The 15,704-nt window shown below is 64.7% G+C and carries 14 protein-coding genes; 8 read left to right on the forward strand and 6 right to left on the reverse strand.

Translation table 11 applies throughout. The features are described 5' to 3' along the window. Nucleotides 1-8: 8 nt before the first annotated feature. Complete coding sequence (locus tag QRN52_RS01475) at nt 9-1,691, forward strand: ABC-F family ATP-binding cassette domain-containing protein (RefSeq protein ID WP_284751030.1); 1,683 nt, start codon at nt 9-11, stop codon at nt 1,689-1,691. 305 nt (nt 1,692-1,996) lie between these two features. Next, nucleotides 1,997-3,190 carry an MFS transporter gene (locus tag QRN52_RS01480; RefSeq protein WP_284751031.1) on the forward strand — a complete coding sequence of 398 codons (1,194 nt, stop codon included), beginning with the start codon at nt 1,997-1,999 and terminating at the stop codon, nt 3,188-3,190. 189 nt (nt 3,191-3,379) lie between these two features. Here QRN52_RS01480 and QRN52_RS01485 read toward each other — a convergent pair whose 3' ends face one another. From QRN52_RS01485 to QRN52_RS01505, 5 genes are read right to left on the reverse strand one after another with little or no spacing between them, the layout of a single operon-like run. Further along, on the reverse strand, nt 3,380-3,772 hold the full coding sequence (locus QRN52_RS01485) for a hypothetical protein (RefSeq protein ID WP_284751032.1): 393 nt from the start codon (nt 3,770-3,772) through the stop codon (nt 3,380-3,382). Between the two features lie 57 nt (nt 3,773-3,829). Further along, nucleotides 3,830-5,074, reverse strand: a complete 1,245-nt coding sequence (locus QRN52_RS01490) for an ABC transporter permease (RefSeq protein ID WP_284751033.1) — start codon at nt 5,072-5,074, stop codon at nt 3,830-3,832. Then, entirely contained in the window at nt 5,071-5,799 is a 729-nt protein-coding gene (locus tag QRN52_RS01495) for an ABC transporter ATP-binding protein (RefSeq protein WP_284751034.1), read from the reverse strand. The genes QRN52_RS01490 and QRN52_RS01495 overlap by 4 nt, the downstream gene beginning before the upstream one ends. A gap of 6 nt (nt 5,800-5,805) precedes the next feature. Then, nucleotides 5,806-7,335, reverse strand: coding sequence for an efflux RND transporter periplasmic adaptor subunit (locus QRN52_RS01500; protein WP_284751035.1), 1,530 nt, complete (start codon nt 7,333-7,335; stop codon nt 5,806-5,808). Between the two features lie 57 nt (nt 7,336-7,392). Further along, complete coding sequence (locus tag QRN52_RS01505; protein WP_284751036.1) at nt 7,393-8,100, reverse strand: phosphatase PAP2 family protein; 708 nt, start codon at nt 8,098-8,100, stop codon at nt 7,393-7,395. A 37-nt stretch (nt 8,101-8,137) separates the two neighbouring features. Between QRN52_RS01505 and QRN52_RS01510 the strand changes: the two genes are divergently transcribed. From QRN52_RS01510 to QRN52_RS01535, 6 genes are all read left to right on the forward strand, one after another. Then, nucleotides 8,138-9,643, forward strand: a complete 1,506-nt coding sequence (locus QRN52_RS01510) for a bifunctional phosphatase PAP2/diacylglycerol kinase family protein (RefSeq protein WP_284751037.1) — start codon at nt 8,138-8,140, stop codon at nt 9,641-9,643. A gap of 177 nt (nt 9,644-9,820) precedes the next feature. Beyond that, entirely contained in the window at nt 9,821-10,819 is a 999-nt protein-coding gene (locus QRN52_RS01515) for an ABC transporter ATP-binding protein (RefSeq protein WP_284751038.1), read from the forward strand. After that, nucleotides 10,816-11,706 carry an ABC transporter permease gene (locus QRN52_RS01520; protein WP_284751039.1) on the forward strand — a complete coding sequence of 297 codons (891 nt, stop codon included), beginning with the start codon at nt 10,816-10,818 and terminating at the stop codon, nt 11,704-11,706. Before QRN52_RS01515 ends, QRN52_RS01520 begins: the two co-directional genes overlap by 4 nt. A gap of 64 nt (nt 11,707-11,770) precedes the next feature. Then, a complete protein-coding gene (locus QRN52_RS01525) occupies nt 11,771-13,057 on the forward strand; it encodes a sensor histidine kinase (RefSeq protein WP_284751040.1) in 1,287 nt (428 codons plus the stop codon). After that, on the forward strand, nt 13,054-13,749 hold the full coding sequence (locus QRN52_RS01530) for a response regulator (protein ID WP_284751041.1): 696 nt from the start codon (nt 13,054-13,056) through the stop codon (nt 13,747-13,749). Before QRN52_RS01525 ends, QRN52_RS01530 begins: the two co-directional genes overlap by 4 nt. A gap of 27 nt (nt 13,750-13,776) precedes the next feature. After that, nucleotides 13,777-15,078, forward strand: coding sequence for a M18 family aminopeptidase (locus QRN52_RS01535; protein ID WP_284751042.1), 1,302 nt, complete (start codon nt 13,777-13,779; stop codon nt 15,076-15,078). 1 nt (nt 15,079) lies between these two features. On the opposite strand, the gene QRN52_RS01540 is transcribed toward QRN52_RS01535, so the two are convergent. Continuing rightward, nucleotides 15,080-15,694, reverse strand: a complete 615-nt coding sequence (locus tag QRN52_RS01540) for a DUF1345 domain-containing protein (RefSeq protein ID WP_284751043.1) — start codon at nt 15,692-15,694, stop codon at nt 15,080-15,082. Nucleotides 15,695-15,704: the final 10 nt, after the last annotated feature.

Raw genomic sequence — 15,704 nt, forward strand, 5'->3', positions numbered from 1 at the left:
TTGTACGCGTGGCCCACATCGACGTTTCCGGTATAGATTACTTCCTCTCCGACGGCACCCAGCTGCTCAACGGCGTGACCTTCAAGGTCCCGGACGGTAGCAAAACAGCCCTGATCGGGCCCAACGGAACGGGAAAGACCACCCTGTTCAAGATCATCGCCGGCGACCTCACGCCCGATGAAGGAGTGGTGGGTCGTTCCGGCACCATGGGCATCATGCGCCAATTCGTCGGCCAGGTCCGCGATGAATCCACCGTGCGTGACCTGCTCGTTTCAGCCGCGCCGCCGGCCCTCGCCGCGGCCGCCAAGGCGGTTGAGGACGCCGAGCTCGCCATGATGGAGCACGACGACGAACCCACCCAAATGCGGTACGCCCAAGCGATCGTGGACTGGGGAGACGCGGGAGGGTACGACGTCGAGACCGTCTGGGACGAGGTCTGCATGGCCGCGCTCGGCATCCCCTTTGACCGCGCGCAGCACCGTCCGGCGTCGAGCCTTTCGGGCGGCGAGCAAAAACGGTTGGTGCTTGAGGCGCTCTTCTCCGGACCTGATCAGCTGCTGCTCCTCGATGAGCCGGACAACTACCTGGATGTTCCCGGCAAGCGTTGGCTCGAAAGCAAGCTCAACGAATCCAAGAAAACGGTCTTCTTCATCAGCCACGACCGCGAGCTGCTCAACAACGCGGCGGGCCGCATCGTGACCCTGGAACCCGGCATCAACGGTGCCGGCGCCTGGGTGCACGGCGGCGGCTTCGGCACCTATGTGGACGCGCGGATCGACCGCAACGCGCGATTCGAGGAACTGCGCAAGCGCTGGGACGAGGAGCACCTGAAGCTCAAGGAACTCGTCATTATGTACAAGACCAAGGCTGCATTCCGCTCGGACATGGCAAACAAATACCAAGCCGCCCAGACGCGGCTCGCCAAGTTCCTGGAGGCCGGGCCGCCCGAAGCCCTGCCGCTCGAGCAGAACGTGCACATGCGCCTCAAGGGAGGCCGAACGGCCAAACGCGCCGTGGTGGCTGAAAAGCTTGAACTCACTGGCCTCATGAAGCCGTTCTCCACCGAAATCTGGTTCGGGGACCGCGTGGGCGTGCTGGGTTCCAATGGATCGGGCAAGAGCCACTTCCTGCGGCTCCTTGCTGCCGGCGGCACCGATCCGGAGCGCGAGCACTTGCCCGTTTCCGACGTCGAGATCGCCGAAGTTCCGCACGAAGGCACCGTCAAACTGGGTGCCAGGATCCGTCCCGGATTCTTCGCGCAGACCCATTCCCGTCCGGACCTCCTGGGCCGGACGCTCCTGGACATCCTGCACCGCGGCGACGAACACCGTTCCGGCCTGGGCCGCGAAGCCGCTTCCGGCGCGCTCGACTCCTACGGGCTGGTGGGCTCGGCTGAACAGAAGTACGAGTCGCTCTCCGGAGGGCAGCAGGCGCGCTTCCAGATCCTGCTCCTCCAGCTGTCCGGCGCTACGCTCCTGCTCCTGGATGAGCCGACGGACAACCTGGACCTACACTCCGGCGAAGCCTTGGAACGTGCCATCGACGCGTTCGAAGGCACCGTCCTGGCTGTCACACACGACCGGTGGTTCGCGAAGTCCTTCGACCGTTTCCTCGTCTTCGGATCCGACGGCAAGGTCTACGAGTCCGACGAGCCCGTCTGGGACGAGTCCCGGGTAGAGCGGGCGCGCTAGCTTCCAGCCTGCTCCCCCGGGCTGGGAACCCTCGCTCACCTTTGGCGCGTTTTTTCGGAACGCTCGCTCACCTTTGGCGTGTCATCACATGACGCTCGCTCACCTCTAGTGAGCGAGCGTCAGCCCGAAACGCCCCATAGGTGAGCGAGCGTCTGAGCCGTTCGGCACACAGGGAGCAAATGGAATGCACAGGCCGTGGCCTTGGTTGCAGCCATGGACGCGGTAAATGTCATTGTGACGGACCGGAAGCCAAGCACTGAAGAACGCACCCTACTTGAAAATCTCTCCGTGGAAGTTGTGATCGTATGACCACCAGCACCCGAACCGCCCCGAACGTCAAAGCCGCGGCAATCGCCACTTTCCTGGTCTTCGGCATGAACGGGCTGGTTTTTGCCAGTTGGGCGGCACGCATACCCGCCGTGACCCAGACTTTGAACCTGACATCGGGACAGATGGGCACCCTCTTGCTGTGCACCGCCGTCGGGTCCCTTGTTGCGCTGCCCTCCGCGGGATGGGTTGTCGGGAGGATCGGGACGGCTAATACCGTGCGCGCTGCCGGGCTGCTCGCTGCCTCGGCCGGAGCGGCCATCGCGTTCTCCCTGATGGCCGGCTCCGTGGCCGCCACCGCGCTGGCACTGTTTTTCTTCGGTGTGGGGGTAGGTCTGTGGGATGTGTCCCAGAACATCGAAGGGGCCGACGTCGAGCACCGGCTCGGGCGGACCATCATGCCGCAGTTTCACGCCGCTTTTAGCGGGGGCGCCTTTGTGGGTGCGCTGATTGGTGCGTGGCTTTCCGAGATCGGCGTCGGACTTCCGGAGCACTTGCTGGTCATTGCCGGCGTCGTCGTACTACTCACGTTGACGGCGCCGCGTTACTTCATGCGCCACGAAACCGCAGGAACGACGCCCGACGGCGGCGCGCCCGCCGTCAAGGGTCCGTCGGCGTGGCGGGACTCCCGCACTCTGTTGATCGGTGTGGTGGTGCTCGGAGCAACCCTCACCGAAGGCGCCGGAAACGACTGGATCGCCAAGGCCTCCGTGGATGGCCTGAATACGAGCGAATCGACGGGCGCTCTGTTGTTTGCGCTCTTCGTGGCGGCGATGACCCTGATGCGTTTCCTCGGCGGACGCGCGATCGACAGGTTCGGACGCGTAGCCGTGCTGAGGGCCAGCATGGCCGCCGCAGCAGTGGGCCTGGCGCTCTTCGTCTTCGCGGGCAACCTCATCCTTGCCGGGATGGGTGCGGCTCTTTGGGGTATCGGGGCAGCCTTGGCCTTCCCCATGGGCATGTCCGCTGCTGCCGATGATCCGAAACACGCCGCCGCGCGCGTCTCGGTGGTCTCGACAATCGGTTATGTTGCGTTTCTCGCCGGCCCGCCGCTTCTGGGATACCTGGGCGATCACACAGGCATCAACATGGCCCTGCTTGCCATCGGGGTGCCGATCCTGATTGCCCTGTGGCTGGCCGGCGCCGCGAAGCCTTTGGTTAAAGACAACTGATCCCCGCCGCCACCCTCGCCTCGCAAGTCCCCACGGGCTCCCAGCCTTCGCAAGCTCAGGCAGGGACCCTCGCCGGTGTGGCCCCACGGCCAGGGAACCCTGGCGGCGTGGGCCCTCGCAGTTGTTGTCGTTTTGCCCCGACTAAACGACAACAACTGCAAGTCAGTTGGGTTGCTTCGAGGACGGTGGCTACGGACCCGAGGTGGCGGGTGCCGAAGGAATGGCGGTTGGCGATGCCCCGTTGGTGGGAGCGCCGCTCTGCCGGTTCCGGCCCTGGCCACCGTTGAAGTTCTGGAACTGGCCGCGGCCTGGACGGGCCTGGCCCGCGTCCATTGCCTTAGTGACGCCGACGCCGGCAAAGAATCCGACGGCAACCAGCAGCACTGCAAGGAGGATCTGCGTCAGGCGGCCCATCTTGAAGCGCTTCTTGGGAACGAACGGCTCCGGCGTCTGGGGTTGGCCCCAACCCTGCCCGGTGGGTTCCTGGCCAGTGGCTTGCAGGACCGCGGTTGGCTGTCCGGGGTAGGGCTGCTGGGGCTCCGGCTGGTTCGTGGGGCCGGGCTCGGGTGCTGAATAGGACATTTGTGGCTCCTGTTGGCTGTTTCTTCTTTTAGTTGCTGGGAGTGGAACGATGGGCGGTTATTCGTACCGCAGGGCGTCGATCGGCCGTAGTTTCGCCGCCTTGTTGGCCGGGTAGATCCCGAAGACCAGGCCGATTGCCGCGGATACCAGGAACGACAGCCACACCGTCCACCACTGGACTTCTGGCTGGGTTCCCAACACCGGGAATGCGCTGCCGATGTAGCCCGCAGCGATGCCCAGCACCCCGCCGATCAGCGAAATGATGAGCGATTCGATGAGGAACTGGCTCACGATGCTCCCCCGCGAGGCTCCGATCGCCTTGCGGATGCCGATTTCGCGCGTACGTTCGGTGACGGTGACGAGCATGATGTTCATGACGCCGATTCCGCCAACCAGGAGCGAAATGCCGGCCACGGCGCCCAGGAGGACGGTCAGGGTGGCCGTGGTGGTGGTGGCCGTCGTAAGGATCTGCGCCTGGTTCCGCACTTGGTAGTCACGGTTGGCGGAGGTGACGTTGTGCCGGGCATCGAGGATCATTTGAACCTCGTTCTGGGCCTGGTTCATCACTTCCGCTGATTTGGCCTGGACGGTGATGGAGGCGAGGGAAGGCGAGTAGCCAGTGAACTTGTCCTGGGCTGCGCTGTAAGGGACCACCACAATGTCGTCTGGGTCGTTGAGGCCCGAGGACCCCTTTTGAGCCAGGACGCCGGAGACCACGAAGTTCTGTCCGTTGAGGGCGATCGTCTGCCCCACGGCCGAGGTCACTGAGCTGCCCACGAGGTCTTGCGCCACAGTATTGCCGATCACGGCTACCGCGGTGCCGTTGCTTGCGTCACCGTCGCTGAAGTAGGACCCCGCCGCGAGCGTGTCGTTCGAAATGGAAAAGTACGACGGCGTGGTCCCCACGAATGTTGCGACGGCGTGGGTTGCGTCCTGGTAAGTACCCGTGACGTTCTGTGCCGTGACCACCGGCGCCGTTGCGGCGACGTCGGGGGCCATGACGGGATCTGTCAGCGCGGCCATGTCCTGGAGCGTCAGGTTGGTGCCGCGGGACCGCGGACCGGTGACGGCTTGTCCGCCTGCGGCGCGGCCGCCAGCGGTCGTCTGGCGGCTCACGGTGAGCACGTTGGTTCCCAGTTTGCCGATCTGGGCCTTGATGGCGTTCGAGGTTCCGGCGCCTACGGCCAGGAGGATGATCACGGACGCGATGCCGATCAGGATGCCCAAGGTGGTGAGGATGGAGCGCATCTTGTTGGCCATCACCCCGGTCAGGGCGAAGCGGACGGATTCGGCGATCATCATGCCGGCACCGCCGTCGCTACAGGGTGGGCATGGACGTCCCGAAGCCGGTGGTCTTCGATGATGTGCCCGTCCTGGAATCGCACAACACGGTTGGCCCGCGCCGCGACGTCCGCCTCGTGGGTAATCATCACGATGGTCCGGCCGTTGGCGTGCAAGGACTCGAAGAGATCCAGGATCTCGTGCGAGGACTTGGTGTCCAAGGCTCCCGTTGGCTCGTCGGCCAGCAGCAACACCGGGTTGGTCACCAGGGCCCGGGCGATGGCAACACGCTGTTGCTGACCTCCCGAGAGCTGCGAAGGTTTGTGGTCGGCCCGTTCCGCCAAACCCACTGAATCGAGCACTTGCAAGGCCCGCTCGCGCCGTTCCTTGCGGTGCACTTTTGCGTACGCGAGCGGCATGGAGACGTTGTCCACGGCCCGCGTACGCGGTATCAGGTTGAAGTTCTGGAAGACGAAGCCGATTTTCCGGTTGCGGATCTGCGCGAGCTGGAATTCGTCCAAGGTCCCGGTATCGATGCCGTCCAGGTGGTAAGTACCCTCGGTGGCGCCGTCGAGGCAGCCGATGATGTTCATCATGGTGGATTTTCCGGAGCCCGAGGCGCCGATGATGGCTACGAAATCGCCCCGGTCAATGGAGATGCTGACGGAATCAAGTGCCCGTACTTCGGCCTCCCCTTTGCCATAGATCTTGCTCACGGAGTCCAGTTGGATGACAGCGTCGTTCACGGCTGCTTACCCGCCATTTCCACGTGTGCCAGCGGTGCCGCCCGTAACGCCGGCGCCTCCTGTGCCACCGAATCCACCCGTACCGCCAAATCCGCCCGCCCCGGTTCGTCCGGTGGTGCCGGTGGTGTCCAGGGTGGAGGAGATGGCCGGGAGTTCAATCTGATCGCCCGCGCTGAGTCCGGTGAGCACCTGGGTGCGGCCGTTGTCCGTGATCCCGGTGGTGATGGTCACCGCCGTCGTGGTCCCGTTCTTCATGACGTTGACAGTCTGCTTGGTTCCCGTGGTGGTGATGGCCAGCGAAGGCACCGCCAAAGCGTTCTTGGCAGTCGCCGTGGTTACGGAGATGTTTGCGCTCTGGCCGAGCCGGAGGTCAGCCGGGGGGTTCTTGATGGAGATCGTCACCGGGTAGCTGACCACGTTGTTAGTGGTTGTGGCGTTCTGGGCGATCGCCGTGATGGTACCTGTGACGGGTGCCGCGGAGGGGTCGGTTTTGAGTGCCGGGAAGGTGAAGGTGGCTGAGTCGCCGGTCTTCATGGCGGCGATGTCAGATTCGGCGAAGTTGGCGACGACTTGCAGGTGCGCCGTGTCGCTGATGGTGATCAGTCCTGAGGACGATGTGCTTGCGGCGCTCGTGGAAGCGCTGCCGGTGGAACCGGAAGCCCCGGAAGCCGAGGACCCGGAAGAGCCGGAGCCGCTGCCGGCGTTGCCTCCGACGACGGCGTTCACGGCGGTGACAGTGCCCGAGACCGGGGCCGCGAGGGAGCAGGACGCCAGGTTCTTGGTCGCGGTGTCAACGGCAATCTGGGCAGACGTGGTGTTGGATGTGGCGCCGCCACCGCTCTGGGCGGAATTGAGGGCCGTCGCAGCGGAGGCGATCTGCTCTTTGTCCTTGAGGGCAGAGCTGGCTTGCTGGTTGGCTGCCTGGGTCAGCGCTTGGTTGTCCTTCGCCAGCTGGGCCTGAGCTGCGCTCAGTGCGTTCTGGGCCGGCTGGCTGGTGGGCTGGGCGCTGGCAGCGGCCTGAGCCGTGGCGACTGTCGCATTGTCGTTGTTCACGGCTGTCTGCGCGGCGGCCACGGCACTGGCTTGCTGGCTCGCGTCCAGGTTGGCCGTTTGTTGGGCGTTGGCGAGGCTCTGGTTTGCCGAAGCTACCTGGTTGCTGGCTGAAGCCTGCTGCTGGTTTGCCTGCGCTGCGGCGGAATCCAGTTGCGCCTGGGCAACGGCCAGGGCGTTCTGGGCGTTCGTCGGATCAATGGTGACGAGCACCTGCCCGGCCGCGACTTGCTGACCGGTCACCGCGGAGACCGTGGCGATGGGCCCGGTGCAGTTCTGCGCGTTGATGACCGTGGTGCTTGCGGGCGAGACGTTTCCGCTCGCGGTAGACACGGCGGTGAGGTCCGCTGCGCTGACCGCGACGGTGCGGGCGGTGGTGTCCGAAGCCGTCTGCGGGACGCCGTTCAGAACGAAGAAGGCGCCGGCGGCAATGCCGACGACGGCCACCCCGATGCCGCCGTTGATGAGTTGAGGTTTTGAGAGCATGCCCGAAGACTATTGTCGCTCTCTTGGAGAAGACCGAGTGCTACCTGATGGTTTACCCTACGTGACGCTCTGCTCAGCGTGCCGCTCCCGACGCGCGACCCTCGATCTCCACTCCAGGGCACGGCGTGCGTCTATATTCTCCACGATGCATATATTCTGGCAGGCTAGCCACAGGAGGAGCACGACGGCGGCCGCCAGGCAAGCGCCACCCACCACATCCGTGAGCCAATGGGCGGCCAAATAGATCCGGCTGATCATCATGGCCAGCATTCCGCCAACCGCGAGAATCCACGCCCAGGCACGTCCGATGAGGAGTGCCACCACCAGAACGAACGCCGTGGTGGCGGATACGTGCCCTGAGGGGTATGAATAGGTGTCCGTGGCCACATGGGCATTGAGAGGGCGCGGCCTGTGAATGACCCATTTGAGCAGCTGGGTCAGCAACATCACGGTGAGTCCTGCCACGGCCGAGAATGCGGCCGAACGGGGTCTTCTGCGGATCAACAGCGCCAAGGCCAGGAGAATGTGGAAGATCAGCATTCCCGTATAACCCGTCCAGTTGAGGGCGACGTTCAGGCTATCCCAGAACGGTGTGTGGAGCGTCGCCATGAACGCCTGCCAGGCGTCGTCCAGGCCTTGGAATGGCGGGTTCCTATCCCCTGCAAGCAGAATGCCGCCCAGGACCACAACGATGGCCAGCAGCACGGTCGAGATGACAATTGTGCGTCCCTGATCGAGCTTGCGGGGGAGAATGACCCTCACCATCTCCACATCCTAACCAGCCCGCCGATAGTCTGGTGGGATGCGAAGCAAGCTGCGATGGGGCCAATGGGACGTAAGAAACGTGGCGCGCCTCGATCGTGCCATTGTCGGTGCCGTTTCGCGGTGGCCCGAAGGCCCGCATGACGCCGTCTGGAAAAACCTCTCGGAGGCCGCTACCAAGGGCAAGCTCTGGTTTGCCGTCGCTGGCGTTTGCGCGGCGTTTCCGGGTAAGCCCCGCAACGCGGCGATCCACGGACTCCTGGCACTTGGCGTTGCGTCGGCCGTCACAAATCTCGGTTTCAAGACACTTCTTCCGCGGACGCGGCCATTGCCCGAACTCCTTCCGGTTTTCCGCTTTGTCAACCCGCAGCCCACGAGCTCCTCGATGCCTTCCGGCCACTCGGCATCCGCTGTCGCATTCACTCTTGGCGTCGCGCTGGTGAATCCCCGCCTTGGTGCAGTTTTGGCTCCTGTTGCGGCGGGTGTGGCGTATTCCCGTATCCATACAGGCGCCCACTGGCCCTCCGACGTCGTGCTCGGCTCCGCGATCGGCGCCGGAGCGGCCCTGCTGACGCGGAAGTGGTGGCCTGCCAGGCCTCCCGTCCCGGCCACGGACCGGTCACCCGCCGACGCGCCGGCAGTCGGCGACGGCGAGGGGCTAAGCATTGCGGTCAACGCCCTCGGCGGCTCCTACTCGCCCGAGACCGAGACGCAGCTTCGGGAAATATTCCCCAAGGCTCATATTCGCATGATTTCCGACGGCGATGACGTGGCTGCCGAAATCCAGGCCGCAGCGGGGCAGCCCGGGACGAAGGCCCTGGGTGTGTGGGGCGGCGACGGAACCGTCGGCACTGCCGCCGCGGCCGCCGTCGAGCACGACCTGCCCTTGCTGGTCCTGCCGGGCGGTACGCTCAACCATTTCGCGCGTGACGTGGACGCACGCTCCCTCGAAGGGGCCCTCGAGGCCGCCAAAACGGGAGCGGCAGCCTGGACGGACCTTGGCCACGTGACTGCGGGCCGTGGCATTGACGGCAAGGATGAGGTCGCCGAGCTCATCATGCTGAATACTGCCAGCGTTGGCGTCTACCCCAACTTGGTGCGCCGCCGCGAGCGGCTTCAGCCTGCCCTGGGGAAACCCCTCGCGGGACTCGTCGCAGGTCTGCGCACCTTCGGGGCGGCAACCCCCACCACTCTCCTGATCAACGGGGTGCGCCACAAGCTGTGGATCCTTTATTTGGGGCGCGGCCGCTACTACCCGCGGGACCTGGCGCCGCTGACGCGTCCCGTGCTTGACGACGGAGTGCTGGACATCCGCATGGTCACGGCCGATGAGCCTTTTGCGCGGCTGCGGCTGCTGTGGGCGGTCCTCACCGGAACCGTGGGTACGTCCAAGGTGACCCATCTCAGTGAGGCGGCGGAGCTCAGCATCGAGGCGTCCGGCGAACCGTTGGTGATAGCGGTCGACGGCGAGCCGTTGCCGGGCGTGCGGACCGCGGAGTTCACCGTGAAGCGCCGGGCGCTGCGGGTGTATTCACCGCTTGCCTAATGCTTTCATAGTGCCTTCTCAGTGCCTGGGAAGCCCTGGCTGCAGCCGGGATCATCCATAGGGACTACCCTGAGCGGCCCCTGAATCATCCCTGAGACCGGCGAATTCCGCTGTGTCGGTGGCTAGCGTTGTACCTACAGTCACCACCTAGCTGCAGCAAGCGGAGGGAACGCTTCCATGATTGAGGCAACAGGCTTGAGGAAGGTCTACGGCGCAAAGACAGCCGTGGACGGAATCAGCTTCACCGTACAGCCCGGGAAAGTCACGGGCTTCCTTGGCCCGAACGGCGCCGGCAAGTCCACCACCATGCGCATGATCATGGGTCTCGACCGCCCGACGTCGGGCGACGTCATCGTCAACGGCCGGCATTACTCCCAGCACAAAGCCCCGCTCCACGAAGTTGGAGCACTGCTCGATGCCAAGGCGGTGCACACGAGCCGCAGCGCGTACAACCATTTGCGAGCCATGGCAGCAACCCACGGGATTCCGAACTCGCGCGTTGAGGAAGTCATCGAGATGACGGGCCTCACCGCGGTTGCCAAGAAGAAAGCCGGAGGTTTCTCCCTCGGCATGGGCCAGCGGCTTGGCATCGCCAACGCACTCCTGGGTGACCCCCAGACGCTCATCCTCGACGAACCGGTCAACGGACTCGATCCCGAGGGCGTCCAGTGGGTCAGGAACCTTGCACGCTACCTGGCAAGCCAGGGCAAGACCATCTTCATTTCCAGCCACCTCATGTCCGAGATGGCCCAGACCGCGGACCACCTCATTGTGATCGGTCGCGGCAGGATCATTGCCGACACCACGGTGGATGCGCTGATTGAGAGCCAGTCCCGCAAGCGCACTTTGGTCCGTACCTCCGAGACCACGCGCTTGTCCGAGTTGCTGGCCCGCGATGGTGTCCGGGTGGAGCAGAACGAGCGTGAAACCCTGGAAGTCTACGGGGTTGAGCCGCTCCGCATCGCCGAGCTCGCCCTCGACAACCGGGTGCTGGTCTACGAGCTCACTCCGCTCACGTCCTCGCTGGAAGAGGCCTACTTCCAGCTGACGAAGGACGAGGTGGAATACCACTCGCACATCACCGGCGGACCGGCAGCACCGGGCGGGCCGGTGGACGGAAGCCCCGCCGGCGTCGGCGCCACCTCCGCTGCCACCATGGAAGGGATCCAGTCATGAGCACCACCACCATCAGCAAGAAGCCTGCGATCCCGTCAGCCGGGACCGGTGGCGTCACTTTCCTCCGGGTACTGAACTCCGAATCCATCAAGTTCCGGACCCTCATGAGCACCAAGATCCTGTTGGTCCTGACCTTCGTGGCCATTGTCGGCATCGGCGTGCTCTCCGCCCTGGTGCGCTGGAACTTCATCAACCAGATGGTCGAAGTCGGCCGCCAGGGCCACAAGGAATCGGTGCAGCAAGCCATTGACTCCTTCCCGCCGGGATCGGGTTTCGACCTTTACAACCTTCCGAACGCCGGACTCAACATCGGCATCCTCGTCATGGGTTCCCTGGCCGTACTCTTCATTGCGTCTGAGTACGCCACCGGCATGATCCGGTCAACCATGAACGCGGCGCCGGGCCGGCTCTCCACCTTCGGCGCCAAAGCCGTGGTCCTGGTTGTGGTCTCCTATGTCCTTTCGGTAGTGGCCGGCGTCGTGACCTTCCTGTTGGCGTCACCCATGTTCGCCAACTTCGGGCTCGGCCTCGGCTGGAACACGAACGGCGTCCTCTACAGCGTTTTCACCGGCGGCCTGTACGTCTCCGGCGTCGCGCTGATCGGGCTCTCGCTCGGAACATTGCTGAAGAACCCGGCCGGCGGCATCACTGTCCTGGTGGGCATCATGTTCGTTCTCCCGTTCGCGGGCCAGTTCCTCGGCTTCGCACCGGGAGACTTTTGGAAGTACGTCCCGCAGTACCTGCCCAGCGAGGCAGCTGGCCGGTTCTTGTCGATCGGCCACGTGGACGGCAACCTGGATCCATGGGCGGGCGGCCTCGTGTTCCTGGGCTACGTCATCTTGTTCATGGTTCCTGCCCTCATTACGCTCAAGAAGCGCGACGTCTGATTCGCGACCGTCCGATTCGCGATCCAAGCGGACCCACTCCAGGCGAGGCCACTAGGCTCAAGCCATGAGTGAAGAGTTGCCGGCACAGGACGCGTCGGCCCACGTGGCCGACGCGTCCTTTGCTGAAATCACGCTGCGCCGCCGTGGCAGGATCCGCCGCTATCTCTTTGAGCACCCGCGGGTCATGGACTCGGTGGTGGTGCTTTGCTATTCGCTGTTGGCGCTGGCCACCTTCATCAGCTCGATCGTGGATGGCAAGTGGTTCGCAGCCGTGCTGCTCGTTGTCATTGCCGCCATCCTGTTCCTTCGCCGCCGCAATCCCCTCAGCGTCACTGCGGCCGTTGCTGTCCTCGAAGTGGCCGTGACGCTGCTGAATCCCTGGGGTTCGAACGTCTCCGCGGGATTGTGGTTTGCGCTGTACGCGGTGGCCGTGGCGAGGACCCGTACCTTCGCGTTGACTGTGTTTGGCGCGGCAAGCCTCCCTCTGACCCTCGTGTATCTCTTCATGTGGACCAGCCCGGCGGCCCCGTCCAACGGAGAGGCGATCCCGGAGAATTTCCACCTCATCAGCAACATCACTGCCGCGGTCAGCATTTTGTTGTCCAACCTGATCGCCACCGGCATCGGGATTTCGGTGCGGCAGCGCCGTGAGCATGAGAGCGAAATCAGGGCCTGGGCAGCCCGCACGGCCCGCTTGGGTTCCGTCACCGAACGCAACCGGATCGCCCGGGAGATGCACGACGTCGTGGCCCACTCCCTGACGGTCATGATCAGCCTCTCGGACGGCGCCGCCGTCGTGGTCAAGAGGGATCCGGAGCGCGCGGGTGAGGTGCTCGGCGAACTCTCCCGCACCGGAAGGACCGCGCTGGCCGACATGCGCCGAGTGCTTGGCGTGCTCCGGGACGACTCCGCCCGCCCGGCGCCTTTGGAGCCCTTGGTTTCCGGGCACGACCTGAGCAAGCTGCTGGATGGATTCCGGACGGCGGGGCTGCCGTTGCACTATTCGCACACCGGCCCGGCCCTTCCCGAAGACCCGGCGTTCCAGCTCACGGTCTACCGGATCGTCCAGGAATCCCTCACCAACGTGCTCAGATACGGGCGTTCGTTGAGCCAAGTGGATGTGCGGATCGTGCGGGACAGTGACTCGGTCACCATTGAAGTGCTCGACGATGGGCGGGGCTCCCGGGAGCTGGGAACCGAAGAGGTGGCCTTGGGAACTGGCCAAGGCATCGCGGGAATGCGTGAACGTGCGGGAATTTATGCTGGAACCGTGGATGCCGGTCCTGGTATCCGCGGCGGGTGGCGTGTCCATGCGGAGCTGAATTGGAATGGCGACAAGGGGAAATCATGACTGACAACGCTCCCATCAAGGTCCTGCTGGTGGACGACCAGCCACTCCTGCGCATGGGGTTTCGGCTCATCCTTGAAGGCGAAGGGGACCTCGAGGTGGTGGGTGAAGCCTCGGACGGCGCCGAAGCCGTGCGGAAGGTCGAGGAACTGGAACCGGACGTGGTGCTCATGGACGTCCGGATGCCCGCCATGGATGGAATCGAAGCCACACGGCGGATCACGGCCTCGGCATCCAACGCCCGGATCATCATCCTGACAACTTTCGACCTCGATGAATATGCCTTCTCCGGCCTGCAGGCAGGGGCCTCCGCCTTCCTGCTCAAGGATGTTGCGCCTGCCGAGTTGGTCCAGGGCGTCCGGCTCGTGGCCAGCGGCGACGCCGTGGTGGCTCCGAGGGTCACCCAGCGGCTCCTGGAGACCTACGTCCGCGGAGGCCGCGTGCCCGGCCAGGCCACAGCCCAGCCCCGCGATCCACTGCTCGAAGAACTGACGCCCCGCGAAACCGAGATGCTCGAGGCCATCGCCGGAGGGTTGTCCAACGCGGAAATCGCCCACAAGTTCTTCCTGTCCGAGGCCACGGTCAAGACCCACGTCCGGCGGATACTCACCAAGCTGCACCTGCGGGACAGGGTCCAGGTGGTGGTCTACGCCTACGAAACAGGCCTCGTGATCCCGAGCAACCCGGATTACTGATCCGCGGCCGGGACTAGACTCGGAGCCATGCCTTCGAACTCCGCTGCAGAACACATCCAGGACCTTGGCGCATATGTGAGCGCATCGCCGTCGAGCTTCCACGCCGTCCACGAGGCCGCACGCCGGCTCGATGCGGCCGGGTTCACGGCCCTTGATGAACTTCAGCCATGGGAAGGCGGGGCGGGCAGCTTCTACGTGATCCGGGACGGCGCCCTCATCGCGTGGGTGACCCCGGAAGGCGCCACTCCGACCACGGCGTTCAATATCTTTGGCGCCCACACGGATTCTCCGTCTTTCAAGCTCAAGCCCAAGCCGACAACGGGCAAGTTCGGCTGGCTGCAGGCCGGCGTCGAGGTCTACGGCGGCCCTTTGCTGAACTCCTGGCTCGACCGTGAGCTTCGGCTTGCGGGCCGGCTCGTGATGCTGGACGGCACCCAGCACCTCACGGCAACCGGACCGCTCCTGCGCTTCCCGCAATTGGCCATCCATCTGGACCGGGCCGTCAATGACGGACTCACGCTCGACAAGCAACAGCACATGAACCCGGTGTTCGGCCTCGGCGATCCCGATTCCGCGGACGTCCTGGCAATCCTGGCGGTTGCCGTGGCCGGGGCCTCCGTGGATCCCGCGCAGATCGGCGGCTACGACATCGTCGTCGCGGACACCCAGGCACCTGAGCAGTTCGGTGCCAAGGGCGAACTCTTCGCGTCAGGACGGCTCGACAACCTCTCTTCAACCCACGCCGGGCTTGCGGCACTCATTGCGCACGCAGCCGCGGGCGCGCCGGCCCGGGGGCCCATCGCGGTCTTGGCCGCCTTCGACCACGAAGAAATCGGCTCTGCCTCCCGTTCCGGCGCCTGCGGACCCATCCTCGAAGACATCCTCACCAGGATCTCCGACGGATTGGGCGCCACGGTGAGTGAACGGCTCCAGGCGTTGTCGGCGTCGTTCTGTGTTTCCGCGGATGCCGGCCACGCCGTCCACCCCAACTACCCCGAGCGGCACGATCCCGCCAACCGGCCCATCCTCAACGGCGGACCGCTCCTCAAAATCAACGCCAACCAGCGCTACGCCACGGACGCCACCGGCGCGGCCTTCTGGGCCCGGCTCTGCGGCGAGGCCGGCGTCCCCTACCAGGAGTTCGTCTCCAACAACGACGTCCCGTGCGGCTCCACCATCGGTCCGCTGACGGCGACCCGCTTGGGGATCCGGACGGTCGACGTCGGAGTGCCGCTTCTGTCGATGCACTCGGCCCGCGAGCTCTGCGGCATTGAAGACCCGCGCCACCTGGCCACGGCGGCAGAGCTGTTCTTCCGGACGGCGATCTAGCTCAGGATGCGAGGCTCACCACGAGGTTGATGGTGGTGGCCAGGATCCCGACGCCGAAAACGTAGGCCAGCAGGCTGTGCCGCAAGGCGGCAGACCGCATTGCCCTGGTGGTGATCGACGTGTCCGAGACCTGGTACGTCATCCCGAGGCTGAACGCCATGTAGGCGAAATCCGTGTATTGCGGGGGTTCTTTTTGGTTGAATTCGATGCCGCCGGGCGGATCGGACGTGTAGTACACCTCGGCATAGCGCAAAGTGAAGAGGGTGTGCACCAGGAGCCACGACGCCACGGCGCCGCCGAGGGCCAACAGGGCGAGCATGAATTTGTCGACGCCGTGTGCATCCTTGGCTCCAAACATCACCAGGACGAAGGCTGCGAGGGAGCCCACGGCTGCACACAGGATGAGGAGGTCGGCGGTGGAGCGCCGTGGATCTTCTTCCCTGGCATGGCTCCTCGTCTGATCGGCCTTCATCGGGGTGATGACCGTCCACACGAAAACGTTGTAGACCGCGGCGGCCACTGCCCAGCCCGCCGCGGGCGCGTAGATCCATTGACCCCAGATTCCGGTGGCTACCGCGGCGGCGATGCCGGTGACGACCATTAGCAAAAATCGCAATCGAGAACGT

The organism is Arthrobacter sp. efr-133-R2A-120 (genome assembly GCF_030209835.1).
Lineage (GTDB): Bacteria > Actinomycetota > Actinomycetes > Actinomycetales > Micrococcaceae > Arthrobacter.